Raw genomic sequence first — 19,732 nt, forward strand, 5'->3', positions numbered from 1 at the left:
GGCGGTCCAACCTTGGCCGGGGTCGGACCGGGGACGAAAAAAGCGCCCCTGGCAAACTTTACGTTTGCCAAGGGCGCCATTGCGCTTTACCACCTTAGTTCGTCTATCCGTCACCGAATAAACCTCGGAGAGTACGGCCGTGACCGGTGCACGGTGATACTCCATTGCTGTAATGGGCGCAATCCCAGTCGCCACTCCCGTACGGTCGCAGCGACGACTCATAGCCTACTTTCACCGGGTTAACGTGGTCGCTTCACACTGATCACGACTCACTGACACGCGCTACCGGTTACTCTGCTACTCTTCGTCTTTGTTTCAATTGATGTTGTGATTACCTTAAATTAAATAAATGTGAAAGTCAAGAGAATAAATACAAAAAATCTCATTTTTGGCTGGTGATAACAACGGTTATCGGTACCTGGTGCGACTTGGTAGGCATCGTCGCGATTAAAAATACAATTTTTTGCACTGAAGTATTGGATTTTTAGTGTCAGGGGTATACTATAGCGTCAGAGATAACTCAACGCATATATGTTCAATGCTCAAGCCCGGAAGTTTAGGGCATACGACCCGTACATGAGAAAGTCATGTGCGGGTTGTTTTCGTTTCAGGGTCGAATTACGAAGGAGGCTGGTTTGTATGTACCGTTTTTTTGGGCAACCCAAGTATGCTGGTACCAACAACACCACGCGTAATCTGATTGGGTACGAATTGTTTATTCGCCAATATGTTGATGGTCGTTGGCTACTGCCGCAAGACTTTAACGGGATTACCGCAGACACGTTACAACACTTATTGATGGACGTCGTGCTCACTATGCACGAATCGGTCGAGATGCTATCGTTCAATCTGGAGCAGAATCAGTTTGTGGATCCCGCCTTTTTGGACATGGTGACCTACGTGCAGGACCACACCCGCATTAACCTCTTTACGGAGTTGACGGAGCGGCTCGCTCCGGGTATTAGTGAGGATTCGCTGGTGGACGCGGCCGCTAAGTTCCACCATCGTGGCCTCTTGGTCTGCATTGACGATGTTGGTACCGGTGAGAATACCCCCGAAATGGTGCTACGCATGAATGATTCGGTGGATGAGTTCAAGTTCGCCTTCCAGGACTTTCGGCCGTACCACAACATCCAGGAAATTGAACCGCAACTCAATTTTTGGTACCACCTGGCGCGGCGTGAGCACAAGATGTTGGCTATTGAGGGTGTGGAAACCGCTGCTGAGTTGGCGGAAATCGATGCCCATTACGACTATGACGTGGTGCAGGGCTACCTGTTGGGTCACCCAGCCTTGCTCAGTCGGGCCCAAAATAGTAATTAAGCTGTAGCTGGTGTCCGGAAAAAGACGGCGCAGCAACCCGGCCCGGTGTGGCTTGCCAGCACGGTGCCCACGGGCATACTGGTGATTTGTGCCGTAGGTAGAACTTGGCGTACGGCGTCTGCCAACTTTGCCGTTGTGGTCGCATCCGCGCTGCTGACAATCATGACGGTGGGGTGCGGCGTATGACCGAGGGCGTCACCGGCTTGCTGAGCGAGGAAGCGCAAGGATTTACCAAAGGTGCGGACCTTGTGGCGGACCACGATGGCCCCGTCCTCCTGCAACTCAAGAATTGGGTGCAGGTTCAACAGTGCCCCGATTTTGGCGGCGCTGGCTTTGAGTCGGCCGCCCGCGACCAGGTAGTGGAGGTCGTCAATGGTGACTACATGGTGGTACTCGTGGCGGTGCTGTTGCACCCAGGCGGCGACGCTGGCCGCCGGTTGGCCCTGGTCCCGGAGCTTGATCACGTCCAGCAGCATCATGCCTAGCCCGCAGCTAGCGGCGCGGGAATCCGCAATCGTGATGTCGGCATGGGGGTAATCCTCCTGGATCACTCGGCGAGCCTGGACGGCGCCGGCAAAGGTGCCACTTAGGGCGCTATCAAAGGCGAGGTACAATACCGGGGTGTCGTTGCGCACGTATGGTTCAAAGGCGGCCACGAATTCGCCCACGCTCACTTGGGAGGTGGTGGCGGTGTGGCCGGCGCCGAGTTGCTGGTAAAAGTCGTGCATACCGGCGACGTTATCAGTGGTGAGGTAAACTTCTTGATTGTTGACCAGGACGTGCAGGGCGACTACGTCAACATCGTGGTCACGTAAAGTTGCCTGTGGCAGATCACAGGCGGAATCAGTCATTAATTTGAACATAAGGAGCCTACTTTCTCATGGCAGGGCGCCGGCGTCTACACTTAGCAGTACGTACGGACGCTTTTTTGATTACAGCAGCATGTTGTTATGTAAGCAAACTCTATCCCAACCTGTATCCGGCGTAAATAGTTTTGGGTTCACGTGTGACAGCTGTCAATAATGGTGTCACGCCAGGGCGGCCGCAGGGACGTGGATTTACAATTGGTGCTGCCGATCACAGTAATAATTAGCACTCGTTTAAAAAACTGCTAATGAAGTGTGCCATCATGAAATAACTGCCCTATAATGTAGGTGTACCAAGTCAAACAATATGGAGGTAATGATCATGGCAGCAGAAGCTGAAAAGACTTTAGTGCTAGACACACCGATGAAAGATGTTTTTGACTGGAGCGACAGTGAGGACGCGGTGCGTGACGCATTGTGGAACCACTACATGGAAGCCAACAATCACGACACCATCAAGACTGAAGAGCAGATGAAGCCTGTCCTGGACTACACCGACGATCAGGTGAAGGAACTGGCTGAAAAGGAACTGCACTAAACTGGCGGTTCCACATAATATAACATTAACAGAGGGGCTGACCGCAGTTGAGGTTGGCCCCTTTGTTCGCGTTGTTTGAGTAAGCTATACTGACAATAGGGTTTGGCCCGGAATATTTCCCGGGTAATAGTAGTGACCTACGGAGGACCAAGACATGGAACGAGCCATTAATCGGGACCAGTTGTTACTGAGCCAGCCCGCGGTGGCGGCGACCCGGGCAGACCAGCAGGTGGTGACTGATCTCCTCGATACGTTAGCCGCCAACAGTGACCGCTGCGTGGGCATGGCGGCGAACATGATCGGGGTCAATAAGAACGTGATCGTCGTACGGATGGGCCCGGTGGCGGTGCCGATGATCAACCCACGGCTCACTCACCTACACGGGCCGTTTACTACCAAAGAGGGGTGCTTGTCGCTGGATGGTGAACGGGAGACCGTCCGTTATCAGTCACTGGACGTGGATTATCTGGATGCGCAATGGCGACCCCAACACCAACATTTTTCGGGGTGGGTGGCCCAAATCATTCAACATGAGGTCGACCACACGCAAGGGCGGTTAATTTAGTACGTAGTGCAACTAAAGCAGTGAGGCAGCCAACATGAACTTTGATGATTTACACGCATTTGTGGTTTTACACCAGCTCAAAAGCTTCTCCAACGCCGCAGCGGCCGTGCACCTGTCGCAATCGGCCCTCTCGAAGCGGATGCACGGGCTGGAAGAGGAACTACATATTCAACTCATTGATACGACCGACCGGCGGCATATTCATATTACCGAGGCGGGCGAGCACCTGTACGAACACGCCCTGGTTATTAGTCGCGAGGTGGACCGGCTTCAGCAGGATATGGTGGACTTACATGACCTCAACGTCGGTACCCTGCGAATCGGTGCGGTGCCGGTGTTGAGTCAGTACGGCGTGACGCAAATGATCAATCACTTTGGGGAGCAGTATCCCCGGCTCAACCTGCGTGTATTTGAGCAGGAGGGCAGTGTCCTGATTAACCAGTTAGCGGGCAACGAGTTGGACTTAGCGTTTCTGCGCAGTTCCCAGAGTGGCATGTTGCACGATGCGACTTACGTCAAGGTGCCGTTGACCAGTGACCAGCTGGTGGCCATCATGGATGCGGCGAACCCGTTGGGACGGCACCGTACGGTCACGGCTAAGGAATTACGTGGGCACGACGTCGTGTCGTTGTTACCCGGCTCGGGGGTGTATGAGCCCATGATGACGTTTTACCAGCAGGCGCAGTACGAACCCAAAGTGGTGTTTAGTAGCCCCCACATCGAGACATTGGTGGGGATGCTAGCCGGATCCGACCGGGTCTGCTTCCTGTTTGGGCGTTCTTTTGCCCCGTTTGCGACCGATGCCGTGGTGTCGCGGCCATTGCAGCCGGCCGTTACCACCGAACTCCAGATGGTCTACAAGATGCAAAATCGCAGTAAGGCCGTCACCGACTTTGTGGATTACGTGCGTGAGCAGTTTGGCGTGTGAGCCAGTAACCCGTAACTAACGTGTAATAGCCACTAAAAAAGTGCCGTATTCGGTACGCCCATAAGTCATGGGCGCCGGATACGGCACTTTTATTTATATTGTAACGATGGTTCAGCGTTAAACTAAACCGATAATGTACCACCAGGCAATTTCAACGACGGCGACGATGAACATGACGCCAGTGAGCGGAATGCCTAGGCGCATGACGTCCTTTTGCGTGTAACCACCGCCGGTCTTCGGGTCACTGCCCACCAGGACTGCCAGGTTGTGGAATGGCAGGATGTAGTGCAGGTTAACAACGGAGAAGACCAGGAGGGAGACAGCTAGCGGACTAATGCCCATGCTGGAGGTTGCCGCCACAATGGCGGGGATGGTGATCCCCATAACCGCGATGACAGACCCCATGAACATGTGAATGATCATGGCAAAGACAGTGATCAGAATAGCCAGTAGGAACAAGTTGTGTGGCAGTGAACTTGGCAGAATGGTGTTGGCAATCCACTTGTTCATCCCGGTGACACCACCGACGGTCCCAATGGCAATGGCGGACGTCAAGAAGACGAGCACGTTAATTGGTACACCCGACCAGGAGTCGGCGGTCAGCACTTCACCAACGACAGGCATACTCATCAGTACGGCCACGCCCAGCGTGATCCAACCAACGTTGATGCCGGTCAGGCTACTTGTCAACCACAGGGTGATGGCGATGATCAGCCAAACGATAACGCGCTTTTCGTTACCGGACATCTTGCCCAATGACTGCTGCTTTTTCTTGAGGACTTCCATGTTGATGTTGACGGGCTTCGTGGGCTTAAAGAGCACCATGATCAGCACCATGGTAATGATGGCCGCGATGATCATCGGCACACTCATAATTTCAAAGTAACGGAGGAAGCTGACACTGACGCCGGAGTCCTGCACGGCCAGTGGGTTCAGTGACGTATCACCAGTCAGGAACATCCCTGACAACGGGCAGGAAGCCGCGAAGGTGGCCAAACCCAACTTGGCTTTGTCCACGTCCGGCATGTGTGCACTTTCTGCCACCACGCCCATGACGGACATGATGAGGAAGGCCCGTGGCCATGGGTGTGGAATCAGCAGTGACAAGATCCCAGTCAGGACGAAAATCGAAATAATGATACTATTCCACGACCGCACGAACCGGATGATGAACGCATACGCGATGCGTTCACCCAGGCCGGAATCACGCACGGCGCCGGCAATCAGGTAAGCCCCAATTACCAGCCACATGGTGGAACCAGTCCAGGATGATGAAAATACCTGGGCTGGGGTGGCAACGTTCATGATGATGAGCAACATGAGGTATAAACCACCGGTGAAGGCGGGCTGGGCGACTTGGCACGCCCAGAAGACCACCGTCATTAGACTCAAGGCTAGGTCAGTTTTGCCCTTAGCTGACAGACCGCCTAACGGGATGAGTTCAATGGCGATGAACACCAAGATACCGGCGATGAAGCCAATACGTTTCTTATTCATGGGTTACATCTCCTATGTAAAGCGGGTCACACGAAATGTGGCCCGCTTATTAATTGACAATGTTGACAGTTTACTTGAGGTACTTCTCCCAATCTGGCACCTTCATGAACTGGGCCCGTTCGAACTGGTCCTTCATGTCATACGGTACGGTACCATCGATGACCAGCTTGGAACTCATGCCCCGCGTCCGGATGGACTTCGGGTCATACTGTGGCCGCTCGGATGGGTCTAGTGGGTGGTTACGCATGCCGGAGAGCACCATGATATCTTCATCGGCTTGGAACCGGGTGTTGATGGTCCAAACCACATCGTTCATATCAAAGATGTCCACGTCTTCGTCAACCAGGAAGACGGTCTTGAGTTCCTTGAAGGCGGAGAAGGCGAGCAATGCTGCCTGACGCTGGATCCCTTCATCAGCCGGGTTGTCCTTGTGAATCTGCATGATGGTCATCAACTTACCACCACCAGCTGGCGGGTTGTAAATGTTAGTAACCTTGCCAGGGATGGCCTTCTGAACCAATTCCCAAATGCTGGCTTCAGTAGGAATACCGGCCATGGAAACGTGCTCTTCACTAGGTCCGATTACACTTTGCATGATTGGGTCCTGCTTGCGGTGGGTTACCGCCGTGACCTTAATGACCTGCAAAGCAGGGTTGGCGTCACCATCATAGCCTGGGAATTCTGGCATCGCCTTACCCGTGTGGGTGTTGATGTCTTCTTGAATCCGTTCGTTTGGCATGATGTAGCCTTCCAGTGTGTATTCAGAACGCGCAATGGCCTTTTCGTCCACCGTCACACCCTGAACCAACTGTACGGCCTGCTGACGAATAGCACCGGCCACGCCCAGCTCGTTGTAACCAAGCGGGGTAGTAGGTGGTTCAAAGGTTGCCCCAATGGTGATGGCAGGGTCCAGACCAATGTTGATCGTAATTGGCATCGGCTTGTTGGCAGCTTCGTATTCCTTAGCAAAGGCGCCAATGTGCCGGCCACCGGGCATGATGTAAATGCCCAGCTTATCCTTATCTTCAATGCACATCCGGTGGATCGTGACGTCACTCATGGTCTTGTCCATGTTGGAACCAAGAACCACACCAACGGTAATGTACGGGCCAGCATCCTGTGGGGTGTTAGTTGGTGCAGCCACTAACTTACGGATATCAAAGTCCGGGTCGGTAGCCTTGTAAACGACTTCGTGCGCTGGAGCGTCGGCCTCAGCGACGTCAACAGGGGCGATGGGCTTTTCCACCGCTTTAGCTAAGTATTGGCCTAACGTCTTGTAGTCGGTGTGGAACATCTTGCCCACACGCTTACGGCTAGCCATCAGGCCCATCAGTACGCGGACACCGGGGAAGCCCTTCACGTTATTAAACATCATGGCTGGGCCTTCCTGCGTTGGCCGCTCTACGGTACCACCGGCACCAATATAACGGTAAACACCAGACAGCTCCGCGTCAGGATCGACCTCAACATCAGTTTCGTGATAGTTCTTTGGGTCGTCCTTAATTTCGTCGAGTACTCGACGTAAATCCCATGGTTGTTCTGCCATTTCGTACAACCTCCTTTTGTTGTCTAAATTAATTGTAGGAGGAAGCTGGAGGCGCTTCAATTCTGAATCGGACTAACGTTATTCCTGAATAGAATAACAACACAGAACAAGATGGGGTAGTGTTGATGGGCGTGTTTCACGTGAAACACCCGTGGTCAGGTGCATGCTGCGCATTCAAAAAGGCCGCTGTCATTGACGTTGTGTCTGACTAAGTCATGACACCAATGACAGCGGCCTATGAGTTAACACTGGGGGTTAATCTAGTAAAGTGCACACCGAACCGCTAGTCGTAACGTCCGGCCCGCGCCGCTTTACTCGGTAACCGTAGTCCCAATAACCAGCCAATGACACCCACGACGGCAAAGCAGGCAAAGGTAGCCCGAAAACCGGTAATTGCTGAACCAGATACCTGCTCAACGGTTTGTAGAACGATGGTCGCGATAGCCACACCGAGGGAGCCAAGCAGTTGCCGCACGGTGGTGGTGACCGCCGTGCCGTCGGGAATGAGTGCCGGCGGCAAGGCGTTTGCCCCCGCCGTGACGGAGGGCATCATTACGAACGCGTTCCCGGCCTCGGTCACCATGGCACCAATGATGGCCAGCCATAGTGGTAGGTGGCCCACCAATAACGCCATAGCGGCAAAACCACCAACGATGAGGGTCATCCCGATCACCACCACTTTGCGTGGGCCCATCCGGTCGAGCATCTGCCCCGTACGTGGGTTGAGCAGACTTAAGCCCACAGCGGCCGGCACGAGTGCGAGTCCTGACACAAGTGGTGACACGTGCAGCACCGTCTGGAAGTACAGTGGCATCACGATGGTGGTTACGATGAGACCAATGTACGAAATCCCCGTCAGCAGGACAGACTGCGTGAAGAGGGGCGTGGCCAGCACGTGCAGTTGAAGGAGCGGTTGGTCACGGTGTAATTGGCGATGGACAAACCAGACGGCTGCTAAGAGGGCCAGCACCAGTAGCAGGAGGAGACTGATGGTCATGTGGCCGTTGGTGGCAGCACTCAGGACGTAGAGCAGGACGGGAAAACTGGCGGCTAACACCACGGATAGCCAGTCCAGCCGGGTGAGATGCAGAGTCATCACGTCGCTAATGGTGGCCGTGGACGTTGCTAACACAACCAGGGCCACCACCAAGAAGAGGGCAAACAGGGCTTGCCACGGGAACCATGTGAGCAGGACACCCGAGATGATTGGCCCCACCGCGAGGGCTGAACCCATGACCAGGCCAGCGGTGCCCATCACGCGACCCCGTTGGTTGGTCGGCGTAATCGTTAACAGCACCGTTTGGTAGCTGGGAAAGATGATTCCCACCGCCAGGGCTTCGAGCAATCGCCCAACCATCAGTATGGTAAACGTTGGCGCCCAGATGCACAGGGCGGTGCCCACGGCGAACAAGCTGACAACCCCCTGAAAGAGGGCCTTAAACTTCACGTTGCTGAGCAACCAGGGACTCACCGGAATCATCAGGCTCATCACCAACATGAAGCCCGTCGTCAGCCACGCAACGGTGCTGGCCCCGAGGTGGAAACTACGCATGAACGTAGGGTAGGCGGTGCTTAGTGACGATTGGGAGATGGACATGGAAAAGGTCCCGGTAAGCAACGTGGCGATAAACGCGGTACGGTGACGGACCGGGATGGGTGCAGTATTGTTATTGATGGCCATAAAATCACTCCTTCATTCATTAATGGCGCTATGGGCGCCGAATTACGGGTAGGATCAGGATTTGCCGTTCAGTGAACAGTTGTTATCCCACCTATCAGTGTAATCCGGAGTGTCGGTGCGGACAACTGTGGGCAAGGAGAACAGTGATTGCAGAATTTGGCCATGCATGTCACGGTAGAAATGGACAAAAAAAACGACCCCGCAGGATCGTTTTTGATCAGTCTTAATGGACGAATAGACCCTTCTGGTGGTGAATCACAATTCCCGTGAGCCACATCAGGGCGGCAAAGGCTGCGGCCAGAATTAGGGCGACGTGCCAGTCAAGGTGGCTACCAATGACCCCAAAAAGGACGGGACCCACGGCGGCAATCAGGTAACCAGCCGATTGGGCCATGCCGGAGACCGCGGCAGTTTCGCGGTGGTTGGCGGACTTTTGGGCAAAGAAGACGACGGCGAGGTTAAAGGAGACCCCGTTGCCCAGCCCCATGATGATGGCGGCAATCATGCTGAAGGCGTAGTTATCGCCAGCAATTAATGTCAGGATGAGGCCGACGATCAGACCACCACCCATGACGGCGGCACTAATTTGTACGCCCCACTTGGTGTTGGCAATCAACGGCACGATGAGGGAGAACGGCATCCCACAGAGCTGGAAGACCGTTACCAGTAGGCTCGCCTGGCCGGTAGTCATGCCGAAGCTAATGTAGGCGGATGACAACCAGGTTAGCAGGGAGTAAAAGATAATGGCCTGCAAGGAGAAGAAGATGGTAATAAGCCAGCCGGTCTTGGTAGTCCAAACGGAGCGTTTACTCTCGGCCAGCACCTCTTGTTCAGTTACTTCAGGTTCCGCGTCGGGTAACTTAACCGTGGCGGCTGGAAGCCAACCAATGAGGCTAATGAGTGAAACCACGAATAAACCAACCTGAATTGCCGTCAGGGATGCACTTTCAACGAACATGCCCACAACCCCGGTTGCCAGGGCCCCAGCAACCATCATTGTGGTGGTGTAGTAGGACATTCCGCGGGTGGTCACACCCGTGTAGTGGGCCTTGATTGATGCCGGTAGGAGCACGTTGGCGCTATCGATCCCCAACCCAATGAGAAAGGTCCCAATGAACAGACCAGCCGCGTTGGGCAGAATGCGCAGCGCCATCCCCAGGGATAGCAAGGCGGTGAAGAACAAAATTACGCGCTCGATCCCGAAACGGCGTGCTAGCCGCGGGAAGAGTGGGGAGGCAACAGCAAAGGTCAGCATGGGGATGGTGGTAATCATCCCTGCGGCACTGGTGGATAGTCCCAGTTGCTTTTGCAAAGCGGGGATCAGCGACGACACGGCGGTGATTGGAATCCGCATGTTCACTGCCAGCAGGATGATGCTCCAAACGAAGATTGTCCGATTTTTCAAAATACCGTACTCCTTAGTATAGAGGTTACAGAAAATAAGCTATCCATCTATACTAGTTGAAGGAGCGCCCGGACGCAATAGCTGGGGGTGCGCGGTGGTGCGATTAGTTCCGTGTGCGGGTGCGTACAGGTAGCATCGCGGTACTGACGCGCAGCGACCGTAATACCGGTCAATAGTGACCCATCTTTGGCCCAGCTAAATAAAAAAGCAACCATCAGCATGGTTGCTTTTTTGTTAGCGAATATTTCCTGGGAAATATCCCGATTAAGATGTTGGCCATAGGAACCGCATGGTTGCGCGCATCACTTGGTTGTCATGACGAATAATCCGGTGATGACTGGCGTTGTGTCCGTACACCGTTAGTTGCCGGTAGCTCTTGAAGCGTGGGCCCATTGCTGGCCAGAGTGACTTGCTGGAAACATTGGCGACTTTGCCGTCGCTGTTGGTACCGTGCCAGTGGTCGTCGCCCATGATGTTGAGGACGCGCACCCCGCGCGGGAAAAAGGCCGCATTATGCACGAGCTCGCGGTATTCAGGATGTTTGATCATCGGCTTGCCGTTCTGCAGCAAGTGGTTGGCATGGGGGAAGTCGTCACGACGGTATGCGCCGTCATATGGTCCGGCAATCAGGACCGCCCGGCGAAGTTGCAACGGTTGGCTGTGACTATACGCCGTCAGTAGATCCAGCGTCCCCCGTGAATGGGCTACGGCGTCGAAGCTGTGTACGTGGTACTGCGACCGCAGCTGGTCCAGCAGGTGGTTTAACCAGGTAGCGTTACGGTCCCAAGAGGCACGGTTATTAGCAAAGACGACCTTAATTAGTGGGTGCTGCATCGACCGGGTCCAGTCACCATAGTAGTGAATCTGCTGGCCGTTAATGACCGCCGTGAGGGCGTACTGCGCGCGGTGCTCGTGGGTGGCCAGGTCAATGAAGTTATCATAGGTGCGCTCGCCAGCATGAAAACCGTGAATGAGAATCGTGGGGCGGTGGTAACCATCAGTGGTGCTGGCCTGAGTGGCAGCAGCGTGGTTGTGGCCACCAGCACCCAGCATCAGTACCACCAACATGAGGGGTATAATGATCCAACTACGCTTGTTCATCATGGTCCCCCCTCCTTTGGTCAATGATTTTTGTTAATACCCACTAACATCATTGTAGCGGTTGGCGCGGAGATGGTGCTCGGACTTGCGACCGAAATTAGCATAATTATAGTGTAAATGAAATTTTCTCAGAATGTTCATGAGGCTATGTTGCGCGCTTGGTACACCCGGCGTACGAGCGCAGCACAACTCGCCAGCGTCGCGATGGCCGTCACGACGATTGTACTAAAGCGGCTCGGAAGCACTAGCGATAACAGGTAGCCCGCCATGAGGCAACCCACGATCCAACCATAAGTGCCGTCAGCACACTGGAACTCGGGGCGCTGGTAACGGCGCGCGCAACGTAAGCCCAAGTACAGCAAAGTGATACCGACGTACAGGAAGGTGACCGCAAAGTTCGGCTTGGCGGTAGGCAAGGTAATGAAGTTAAGTGAAACGGTGATCATGCTAATACCAAAAATAATGGGGTAGTGCAGGTAGATTAGTAAATTGCCGGTTTCACCGGTCCGCGCGTCGTCGACTAGGTGGTCAAACGTGGCGATATAAGCAAAAAACAGGCTGGCCACGATGACAAAAATGATGATGGAAGTAATCGAAAATCGCTGCTGGGTGAAAAAGCCCGCAATACCGACGATGGTTTCGCCGAACATCACGATTGATAACTCGGTTAACCGCTCCAGTAAGTGGCCAAAGATGATTGGGTGTTGGTGGGTGTAACGACCCGTAAAAGCTGGTGCAATCCAGCTGGCCACCACACCAACTACGGCGATGATGGTACCCAGGGGGCCAGGCAACCAGCCGGCAATCAGGAAGGCTAACGTGCGGCCACCTAAAATGGCGGCAAAGGCACGCGCAATGTTACGGTCAGCCGCATTGTTAGTTTGTACGAGGACAATCAAATATTGCAGGCAAAGGGTCAATGAGAGCAGGCCGGCCGCGATGTAGAAGGGCTGTAGGTTGGCATGCAGGTGGGCCGAAAAGCTGTTAGCCATGTATAAAACAATCATCATGTCGACAAAGGTGAAGCCGATGTCGGTCCAAGAAGACTGCCCAAAACGGTTGATGAAGACACTTTGTACCATCCAGGAGTTAATGAAGACAATCACCACAAAGACGAAGGCCACCAGGGCTAACGGTGCAATCACCCCGTGCTCCAGGTGGTGAATGAGGGCGGTGGCCCGGGAGATCATGTAGACGAAGACCAGGTCGTAGAATAGTTCAATCATGGTGACGGGTTTTGACATGGTATCCTCCTCCGGTCATTGGGCAGCTGGCATTTCCGCGCGAAAATTGGCTGCAAATTACCATGCCCCCAGCATAGCACGTTTTGCCGCCATTACACGTTATTTAATTTACATCAATGGCGTGCTGGTCTATGCCCGTACGGTGTGCCGATTATTTAATGATTGAAGTGGAAAATATCAGCTGGCCCTACACTTAGTCGGCCTTCACCCGGATGGATGGTGGGGATGGTTGCACGTACTGAAGTTGCTGGTCATGGTTGAGTACATGCCATATTTAATTACCAATTTTGCCGCGTGTGTGGCATAAGCCACAAGCTTAGAAACAGTGGGTTGCGTATGCTGTGGAGGCGACTAAAATGGGGCCTTGTATAACTCATAAGTTACTGAAAACACCTGGGGAGATTTTGTAAATGAAGAAATTTGCTGAACGCCATGTCGGTGCGTTGATTGCATGGATTGTGGTTGTCCTGGCGGCGGTGTTACTAATGCCCAATACTTCGGCTTTAGTAACTAAGTACGGACAAACCAAGATTCCAAGTTCCGCACAGAGTCAGGTGGCTAACACGATTCAGAACCACTGGGGCCATGGTAAGAATAATACGCGCCAGGTTGTGGTCGTCTTTAGCAACGGCAACGACAAATTGACGGCTACGCAAAAGCGGCGGATCAACGCCACAATTAACCGTTTGCGGCGTAACAAGGGGCATTATCAGATCAAGTCGATGCTGTCCGCTCAGGATAACGCGCAGGCGCGGGCCCAGTTAGTGTCCAAGGACCGCACCACGGAGTTACTGCAGTTGAATATGTCCAAACATCAGGGTGTGCGGGTTCAGGCCGCAAACGTGAAAAAGGCAGCTAAGACTGCGGGTGTGAAGACGTACGTGACGGGGAGTGACATCCTCAACGATAACTTTCAGCAATCGACCGAGGAAGGCATTAAGAAGACCGAGATTATCGCGGCCATCTTTATCTTCGTCGTGTTGGTGCTCGTCTTCCGGTCGCCCGTCGTACCGCTAATTTCACTGGTCACCGTTGGGGTGGCCATGCTGGCCTCGTTGAGCGTGGTTATGAACCTGGTCCAGTACCTCGGGTTCCCGCTATCGTCCTTTACTCAGGTCTTCATGGTCGTCGTCCTCTTTGGGGTCGGTACGGACTATAACATTTTAATGTACGATCAGTTTAAGGAGGAGCTCTCCGGGGGACTGTCGGCGGTTGACGCCACGCGCAAGGCGCGGCGTATCGCCGGCCACACAATTTTGTTTAGTGGTTCTTCCATCCTGATTGGGTTTACGGCGTTGGCTTTGGCTAAGTTTTCCATCTACCAGTCAGCGGTCGGGGTGGCCGTGGGGGTCGCCGTGTTACTGGCGGTACTGTTGACCCTGAACCCGTTCTTCATGGCCACGCTGGGGAAAAAGATGTTCTGGCCAACCAAGAATTTTACCGGTGGGAGCCGCAGTCGGCTCTGGCGTTTCTTGTCCAAGAACGCCGTGTTGCGGCCACTTCTGGGGATCCTGTTGGTGGGGTTGGTTTCGCTACCGTTCCTCCTTACCTATAACAACCACCTGAACTACGATACGTTGGCTGAATTAAGCGACAGCTTACCGGCCAAGCAGGGCTTCTTTGTGGTTCAGGACCACTTCTCCAAGGGGACGGCTGAACCATCCACCCTGTACATTAAAACTAATAATAAGAAACTCGATCAAGAAAAGTACCTGAAGATCATTGACCGGGTCACGCGTAAGCTGCAGGCCAAAGACGGCGTGAAGACCGTGGCCTCGGCCACCCAACCAGGGGGTTCCCGTGTCAGCGCACTTTACGCCAAGAACCAGTTGCAGACGGTCACTAAAGGTTCAACTAAGGTCCACCGTGGCCTCGGCACCATTAATAGTGGTCTGCTGTCGGCCAAGAACCAGATTGCTAACAGTAACATGCAATCGGGGCTTAACGGCGTGACCCAGCTGATTACCGGGACCAACAAACTGATTGCTGGGACCAACTCGTTGCAAAGCGGTACTAAGACTTTAGCCAGTGGGGCCTCGACGTTAGCGGGTGGTGTCACGACGCTCGCTAATGGTGCACAGACCGTGAATAGCGGAACGCGTTCGCTGGCCAATGGTGCATCCACGTTGTCCAACGGGGCAACAACACTGTCAACTGGTGCGGGGACCTTAGCCAGCAAGACGACCGTGCTGGCGAGCGGTGCTAACTCCATCAACAACGCTGTTGGGCAGCTGAACGCCGCGGTGGCGGGCAGTGCCAACCAAATGGCACAGTTAAGCCGGGCACAAACGGCCATGGCCAACATGCAGTCGCAGATGAGCGCCCTGCAAAAACAGTTAGGTAATACTTCTAATTTGAATGCTGAACTCTCCTCCATGAGCACCATGTTGGGGCAATTGGCTGACAGTGAGGACAACATCAACAGTTTGGTCAACGCGCTCAACGGTACGGGTGATCTAACTAACACTATTAATACGCTGAAGACTGCGTTGGGAACGGTTGGGAGCAACGATGTTAAGGCTGAAGTTGCCAACGTGCAGATGATAGCTGCGGCCAAGACGATTGCCAACGACGCATCGGCTTCGGTGGCGTCTAAGGAAGCCGCGCAAAAGATCATTACGACCGCCCAAACCAGTTCTTCCAGTTACTTGGCACCTAACATCAGTACGCTGACGGGGTTGAACTCTAAAGTCAGTGGTATGAGTACGCTAGCTAGTCAGGCCAATAGCTTGAAGTCAGTGGCCAGCGCGTTACCGTCCAAAGACAAGATCAAGGCCATTCAGGCACAGATTGCGGGCTTGCAGAAGATGTTGTCCTCAGTTAACAGCTTAATGAGTGAGGGCCAGCAGTTATCCGCGATGTCCTCACAGTTAGGTCAGGTTGGGAGCCAAATGACGGCGCTACAAACCAACCTCAAGAAGTTACAGACGGCGACGTCCAGCTTGGCGAGTGGTTCTAACGCGCTGTCTGGCGGCGCTAATACCTTAGCCAACGGCGCTGCCACTTTGGCCACTGGTGCGGGTACGTTAACCAATGGTGCTAACACGTTGGCTACCGGCACGGGTTCGCTTGCTAGTGGCGCGACGACTTTGGCTAACGGTTCGACGACGTTAGCTAATGGCGCCACGACGTTGAACAACAACGTGCCGGCGCTGACAAGTGGGTTGCTTCAGGTCAATGCCGGGCAGAAGACCATGTACACCAGCCTGCAGGGTGTCGTGGGGCAGATGCAGCAACTACAAAACGGGCTGGGTAGTGCCAGCGATGGTCTGAATACCATCAGTAAGGGCGTGGCCCAGTCGAACAGTTACCTGACCGGGCTCCGTAAGTCAGCCGCAGCGGATGAGTTCTACATCCCAACGAAGACGCTACACAGTAAGACCTTCAAGCCGGCGATCAAGCAGTACATGTCGGCGGATAAGCACGCCACGCAGCTTACCATCGTCTTGGGTTACAACCCCAGTTCTGCCAAAGCAATGGCGGAAGTGAAGGCCATCAAGAAGGAAGTACAAAGTGAGCTGAAGGGGACCGCTTTGGACGGTGCCACGGTTGCCATTGGCGGGCAGACCGCCACGATTGCCGACACGCATGACATCGCGTCCTCCGACTTTGTGCGGACCGCAGTCATCATGCTCATCGGGATCGGCCTCGCGCTGATGTTCATTACGCGCTCAATTCTGCAGCCACTGTACATTCTGGGTACGCTCGTCCTGGCTTACTTCACGTCCCTGAGCATTACGCGTTGGGTCAGTGGGGCCTTCCTGGGTGAAAAGATGCTGACGTGGAACACACCATTCTTCGCGTTCGTTATGCTGATTGCCCTTGGGGTTGATTACAGTATCTTCCTGATGATGAAGTACCGTGAATTTGGTGCCGACGGGGAGCGGCCAAGCGTCAATATCGTGCGGGCCTCCGAGGTCATCGGGGCGGTTGTGCTCTCGGCCGCGCTGATTCTGGGCGGTACCTTTGCTGCCTTGATGCCGTCAGGGGTGCTGACCCTAATTCAGGTGGCTCTGGCCGTGATCATCGGGTTAATTATCCTAGTGCTGATTATCCCAATTTTGATTCCGGCGGCTATTCACCTGACGTATGACCGGGGTAAGTTGTCGGATGATGATACTAAAGAAGAGGACGAATAACGATTCGTTGATCAACTAATGACGACCACCTTTGCTGGACGCGGAGGTGGCCGTTTTAGTTGGTAAATATAAATTATCTTTGTTGTTTATCGTGGTGGCCGCAGTGTCCGCGCGGCGGTCAGCTATAATGGGGTAAGTATATGAGGAGGTACTCATCATGGGGCGTATGCAACGTAAGCAGGAACAGCAACAACGGCGGCGTACGGGCCCAGTTACTCGGCGTCGTGGGCGGACCACAGCACCGGTCGCCCAGAAGCGGCACCATCCCGGTCGCTGGGTGGCCGCTATCCTGGCCATTGTCATCGCAGTGGTGGTCTTGTGCGTGGTTTTCTTCACTCCCATTAACAACACCGTGCGCACGGCGACGGGCGGCAACGATACGGTGGCGGATAAGGCCGTCAAGAGTGTGGTGGTCAGCAAGCTGGATTCAGCCAAAACGGGTAACAGTACCGTTGATGGCGCAATCGACCAGGTGGCTAATACCATTAAGACCACACGTGTGTCGACGGTGATGCAGGCCGCCAAGAGTGAGTCGGCGTTGGCGGCACTGCTGACGAGTAAAGGTATGGACAGTGCGCAGGCCAACACGGCAGCCAACGCTATTTATAGCACCAGCGCGCTTGACGGCGTTCGCGCGCAAATCGCGCAGGGTAATTGGTATGGTGTTTATCGGCAGGCGCAGCAGTTGGCCGCCAGCCAGGGGGTCGACTTGAGTAGCGTGGAGTCAGCGCTAGCCCAGTAAGTTATAAAATTTGCACGCAAAAAAACGGTCGCACTCAACGTGCGGCCGTTTTGTGTATCCAGATTTAGTTAGGCGAGGACGTTGCTGTCAACCCAGTCGGTTACCTGCTTGGGGTTCAGCCGTTCACCGTTGCCGATGTGGTTGATCTGCTTACCGTCTTCGAAGAGAACAAAGGCGGGGATGCCCTTCAGACCTTGTTCCTTAGCGATTTCAATGTTGGCGTCGCGGTCAACATCAACCCAGCCAGCACCCTTACTCATGGCGTGCTCCTTGATCTGCTGGACGAATGGCTTGATGGCTTTGCAGTCGCCACACCAGTCGGCCGTCATGAACATGACCTGCTTGCCGGGCTTGTTGAGCTCGGTACGCACCGCGTCGTCTGATACTACCGTTGGTTTGTACATTTCCATGAATCAATTACCTCCAAGTGTGGGTGCTCAAGCACCACCTGATTTACTCAGTATTATAGCATACATGCTTACAAATTGTAAGCCGTCTGGCTGGGCCGCTGGTAACGGTGATGGGATTGCGGCGTACGTGTATCGCGCCAAGGCGCACCACTACTGCTGAAAGCGTTTCAAGTACCGGCTAGCGAACAACTTGTGGAACTTTACCGCTAGCGTGGGGTTGGCCACGTCGATATCGTTGTACATGGCCGTCGTGATCTTGTCGAGCAGCTGGGAGAGCTGATCAAGGTCGTCGTTGGAAAGGGCGTTGAGGAATGGTGGTACTTCTGCTGGTGCCGATTCAACCTCGGTCCGCCCGGCGTCGGTCAAGTTGACCAGGTTGACCCGTTTGTCTGTAGCCGACTTCGAAAGGCTGACCAGACCGCGCTTGGCCAATTTGGCGACAAACTCGCTGGTTGACTGGGGCGAGATGCCTAACCGTTCCGCCAACTGTCGCTGGGATAGGTGGTCTTCGTCGGCTAGTGCCAGTAATATTTTGCCCTGGCCCTCGACCGTTAAGCGCGGCCGGGGTTGCTTGACGATGTCATCATAGATCTTACTCAACTGTTCGTACTCGACCAGTTTGCCAGCGGCCAGTTCAGCCTTAATTTCGTCTGCCACGTCTATCAGTCCATTCCCGTTTTCTTTAGTATACAGTATTCGCCCTAGGAGGGCGCACCGGCGTGGTTGACATTTTAATCAGGGGGCCTTACTATATATTTAATCAGGGGCCCTGATAGAAAACCAAAGGAAGTCTCTTAGCTTGGAAAAAGAAAATGCAATTGAAGTAGCACACGTACAGAAGCGGTTCGGTGACCGCGTGGTGGTGCACGATGTATCGTTCGCGGTACGCCAAGGAGAAGTGTTCGGCTTGCTCGGGCCTAATGGTGCCGGCAAGACGACCACTCTCAAGATGATCACCACGTTGTTACGCCAGGATGGTGGTCACATCACGGTGAACGGCTTTGATACTTTAACTCAGCCGCAGATGGTGCGCCGGCAGTTTGGTCTCACCGGTCAAACTGCCACCATTGATCAGGATTTGACCGCAACGGAGAACCTGGTCATCTTTGCCCGCCTGAACGGATTGAGTCGCAGCGCTGCGCGTGCACGGGCCGCAGAACTGCTTGCCAGCTTTGATTTGACCAACGCGGCTAACCAGCGACTATCCGAATTTTCTGGCGGGATGCGGCGGCGGTTGGATTTGGCGGTCAGTCTGATTGGTGCTCCCAGTATCCTGTTTCTTGATGAGCCCACCACGGGATTGGACCCGCGGACACGGGCCCAGATGTGGGCTACCATCCGCGACCTGGTTCAGCAGGGGTCAACGGTCGTGCTGACGACCCAGTACCTTGAGGAAGCGGACCAGTTGGCCGACCGTATTGCGTTGATTGACCATGGGCGCATGGTGGCGGTGGGGACGCCCAGCCAGCTCAAACAGCAGATTGGTGGGTCACGGCTCTCACTGGAGGTCCCAGCGGCATCCTGGACCACGCCGGCCCAAGCGGTAGTGCAGAAAGTATTGTCGGGACCCGTCATGGTGGAAAAACGCACGGTCACCGCTGACCTGGGTCCGGATGGTTTACCCGCAGTGAACACCATTTTGCAGCAATTACAAGCTGCTGGCGTGCCACTGAGCAACTTTGCCATGCAGGAACCCTCATTGGATGACGTGTTTCTGCGGATGACCGTGGGGAAGAATTAAGGAGCA

The 19,732-nt window shown here is 54.2% G+C and carries 16 protein-coding genes; 7 read left to right on the forward strand and 9 right to left on the reverse strand.

Going from position 1 to position 19,732, the window contains the following annotated elements; genetic code table 11:
- Positions 1-639 precede the first annotated feature (639 nt).
- Positions 640-1,323: an EAL domain-containing protein gene (locus FD19_RS06200; protein WP_056969371.1), complete on the forward strand. Its 684-nt coding sequence runs from the start codon at positions 640-642 to the stop codon at positions 1,321-1,323.
- Here FD19_RS06200 and FD19_RS06205 read toward each other — a convergent pair.
- A complete protein-coding gene (locus tag FD19_RS06205; protein ID WP_054750461.1) occupies positions 1,320-2,186 on the reverse strand; it encodes a DegV family protein in 867 nt (288 codons plus the stop codon). The genes FD19_RS06200 and FD19_RS06205 overlap by 4 nt on opposite strands.
- 325 nt (positions 2,187-2,511) lie before the next feature.
- On the opposite strand from FD19_RS06205, the gene FD19_RS06210 reads away from it, so the two are divergent.
- The 3 genes from FD19_RS06210 (at position 2,512) to FD19_RS06220 (ending at position 4,220) form a co-directional block, all read left to right on the forward strand.
- The gene (locus FD19_RS06210) at positions 2,512-2,727 is read left to right on the forward strand and encodes a P8 family protein (RefSeq protein WP_420836030.1); all 216 of its coding nucleotides are present in this window, start codon (positions 2,512-2,514) and stop codon (positions 2,725-2,727) included.
- A 154-nt stretch (positions 2,728-2,881) separates the two neighbouring features.
- Positions 2,882-3,292, forward strand: coding sequence for a peptide deformylase (locus tag FD19_RS06215; protein ID WP_054750465.1), 411 nt, complete (start codon positions 2,882-2,884; stop codon positions 3,290-3,292).
- Positions 3,293-3,326: 34 nt separating this feature from the next.
- Positions 3,327-4,220, forward strand: coding sequence for a LysR family transcriptional regulator (locus tag FD19_RS06220; RefSeq protein WP_054750467.1), 894 nt, complete (start codon positions 3,327-3,329; stop codon positions 4,218-4,220).
- Positions 4,221-4,337: 117 nt separating this feature from the next.
- On the opposite strand, the gene FD19_RS06225 is transcribed toward FD19_RS06220, so the two are convergent.
- From FD19_RS06225 to FD19_RS06250, 6 genes are all read right to left on the reverse strand, one after another.
- Positions 4,338-5,717 (reverse strand): SLC13 family permease, encoded by a 1,380-nt coding sequence (locus FD19_RS06225; RefSeq protein WP_056969372.1) that lies wholly within the window; start codon positions 5,715-5,717, stop codon positions 4,338-4,340.
- A gap of 70 nt (positions 5,718-5,787) precedes the next feature.
- Positions 5,788-7,263, reverse strand: a complete 1,476-nt coding sequence (locus FD19_RS06230) for a UbiD family decarboxylase (RefSeq protein ID WP_056969373.1) — start codon at positions 7,261-7,263, stop codon at positions 5,788-5,790.
- Between the two features lie 283 nt (positions 7,264-7,546).
- Positions 7,547-8,944, reverse strand: a complete 1,398-nt coding sequence (locus tag FD19_RS06235; RefSeq protein WP_056969374.1) for an MFS transporter — start codon at positions 8,942-8,944, stop codon at positions 7,547-7,549.
- Between the two features lie 223 nt (positions 8,945-9,167).
- Entirely contained in the window at positions 9,168-10,349 is a 1,182-nt protein-coding gene (locus tag FD19_RS06240; protein ID WP_056969375.1) for an MFS transporter, read from the reverse strand.
- A gap of 264 nt (positions 10,350-10,613) precedes the next feature.
- Positions 10,614-11,453: an alpha/beta hydrolase gene (locus tag FD19_RS06245; RefSeq protein WP_156321889.1), complete on the reverse strand. Its 840-nt coding sequence runs from the start codon at positions 11,451-11,453 to the stop codon at positions 10,614-10,616.
- A 134-nt stretch (positions 11,454-11,587) separates the two neighbouring features.
- Positions 11,588-12,694 carry a low temperature requirement protein A gene (locus tag FD19_RS06250; protein ID WP_056969376.1) on the reverse strand — a complete coding sequence of 369 codons (1,107 nt, stop codon included), beginning with the start codon at positions 12,692-12,694 and terminating at the stop codon, positions 11,588-11,590.
- A 410-nt stretch (positions 12,695-13,104) separates the two neighbouring features.
- Between FD19_RS06250 and FD19_RS06255 the strand changes: the two genes are divergently transcribed.
- Both FD19_RS06255 and FD19_RS06260 read left to right on the forward strand, forming a co-directional pair.
- On the forward strand, positions 13,105-16,833 hold the full coding sequence (locus FD19_RS06255; RefSeq protein WP_056969377.1) for an MMPL family transporter: 3,729 nt from the start codon (positions 13,105-13,107) through the stop codon (positions 16,831-16,833).
- A gap of 157 nt (positions 16,834-16,990) precedes the next feature.
- Positions 16,991-17,575, forward strand: a complete 585-nt coding sequence (locus FD19_RS06260) for a hypothetical protein (protein WP_054750471.1) — start codon at positions 16,991-16,993, stop codon at positions 17,573-17,575.
- Between the two features lie 68 nt (positions 17,576-17,643).
- On the opposite strand, the gene FD19_RS06265 is transcribed toward FD19_RS06260, so the two are convergent.
- Together FD19_RS06265 and FD19_RS06270 are read right to left on the reverse strand one after the other, a co-directional pair.
- The gene (locus FD19_RS06265) at positions 17,644-17,985 is read right to left on the reverse strand and encodes a thioredoxin family protein (protein ID WP_082383852.1); all 342 of its coding nucleotides are present in this window, start codon (positions 17,983-17,985) and stop codon (positions 17,644-17,646) included.
- A 150-nt stretch (positions 17,986-18,135) separates the two neighbouring features.
- On the reverse strand, positions 18,136-18,642 hold the full coding sequence (locus FD19_RS06270; protein WP_056969378.1) for a MarR family winged helix-turn-helix transcriptional regulator: 507 nt from the start codon (positions 18,640-18,642) through the stop codon (positions 18,136-18,138).
- A 142-nt stretch (positions 18,643-18,784) separates the two neighbouring features.
- On the opposite strand from FD19_RS06270, the gene FD19_RS06275 reads away from it, so the two are divergent.
- Positions 18,785-19,726, forward strand: a complete 942-nt coding sequence (locus FD19_RS06275; RefSeq protein WP_056969379.1) for an ATP-binding cassette domain-containing protein — start codon at positions 18,785-18,787, stop codon at positions 19,724-19,726.
- Positions 19,727-19,732 lie beyond the last annotated feature (6 nt).

The sequence above is a fragment of the Lacticaseibacillus thailandensis DSM 22698 = JCM 13996 genome, assembly GCF_001436135.1.
Taxonomy (GTDB): domain Bacteria; phylum Bacillota; class Bacilli; order Lactobacillales; family Lactobacillaceae; genus Lacticaseibacillus; species Lacticaseibacillus thailandensis.